At 53.3% G+C, this 1,108-nt stretch carries 1 tRNA gene and 1 rRNA gene; both read right to left on the bottom strand.

From position 1 onward, the window contains the following. Window positions 1–103: 103 nt before the first annotated feature. Window positions 104–178, bottom strand: a tRNA-Glu gene (locus FE839_RS24550). Between the two features lie 87 nt (window positions 179–265). After that, window positions 266–1,108: ribosomal RNA gene (locus tag FE839_RS24555) — 16S ribosomal RNA — on the bottom strand; the annotation flags it as partial.

Here is a 1,108-nt window from a genome sequence, read left to right on the forward strand (position 1 = left end):
TTTCAGCTTGATCCAGATTTTTAAAGAGCAAATATCTCAAACGTCACCCGAAGATGAGTTTTGAGATATCGTCGGTTGTGCCTTTCACTCACGAACCAGCAAGTGGCGTCCCCTAGGGGATTCGAACCCCTGTTGCCGCCGTGAAAGGGCGGAGTCCTAACCGCTAGACGAAGGGGACACAAAGTGTCTCGACTTCGCAGCCGTCTTGCTTCTTACTTTTCATCAGACAATCTGTGTGAGCACTGCAAAGGCAGGTTCTTTAAGGTAAGGAGGTGATCCAACCGCAGGTTCCCCTACGGTTACCTTGTTACGACTTCACCCCAGTCATGAATCACAAAGTGGTAAGCGCCCTCCCGAAGGTTAAGCTACCTACTTCTTTTGCAACCCACTCCCATGGTGTGACGGGCGGTGTGTACAAGGCCCGGGAACGTATTCACCGTGGCATTCTGATCCACGATTACTAGCGATTCCGACTTCGTGGAGTCGAGTTGCAGACTCCAGTCCGGACTACGACGCACTTTATGAGGTCCGCTTGCTCTCGCGAGATCGCTTCTCTTTGTATGCGCCATTGTAGCACGTGTGTAGCCCTGGTCGTAAGGGCCATGATGACTTGACGTCATCCCCACCTTCCTCCAGTTTATCACTGGCAGTCTCCTTTGAGTTCCCGGCCGGACCGCTGGCAACAAAGGATAAGGGTTGCGCTCGTTGCGGGACTTAACCCAACATTTCACAACACGAGCTGACGACAGCCATGCAGCACCTGTCTCACAGTTCCCGAAGGCACGTTCTCATCTCTGAAAACTTCTGTGGATGTCAAGACCAGGTAAGGTTCTTCGCGTTGCATCGAATTAAACCACATGCTCCACCGCTTGTGCGGGCCCCCGTCAATTCATTTGAGTTTTAACCTTGCGGCCGTACTCCCCAGGCGGTCGACTTAACGCGTTAGCTCCGGAAGCCACGCCTCAAGGGCACAACCTCCAAGTCGACATCGTTTACAGCGTGGACTACCAGGGTATCTAATCCTGTTTGCTCCCCACGCTTTCGCACCTGAGCGTCAGTCTTTGTCCAGGGGGCCGCCTTCGCCACCGGTATTCCTCCAGATCTCTAC

It is taken from the genome of Klebsiella indica, from assembly GCF_005860775.1.
GTDB lineage: Bacteria > Pseudomonadota > Gammaproteobacteria > Enterobacterales > Enterobacteriaceae > Klebsiella > Klebsiella indica.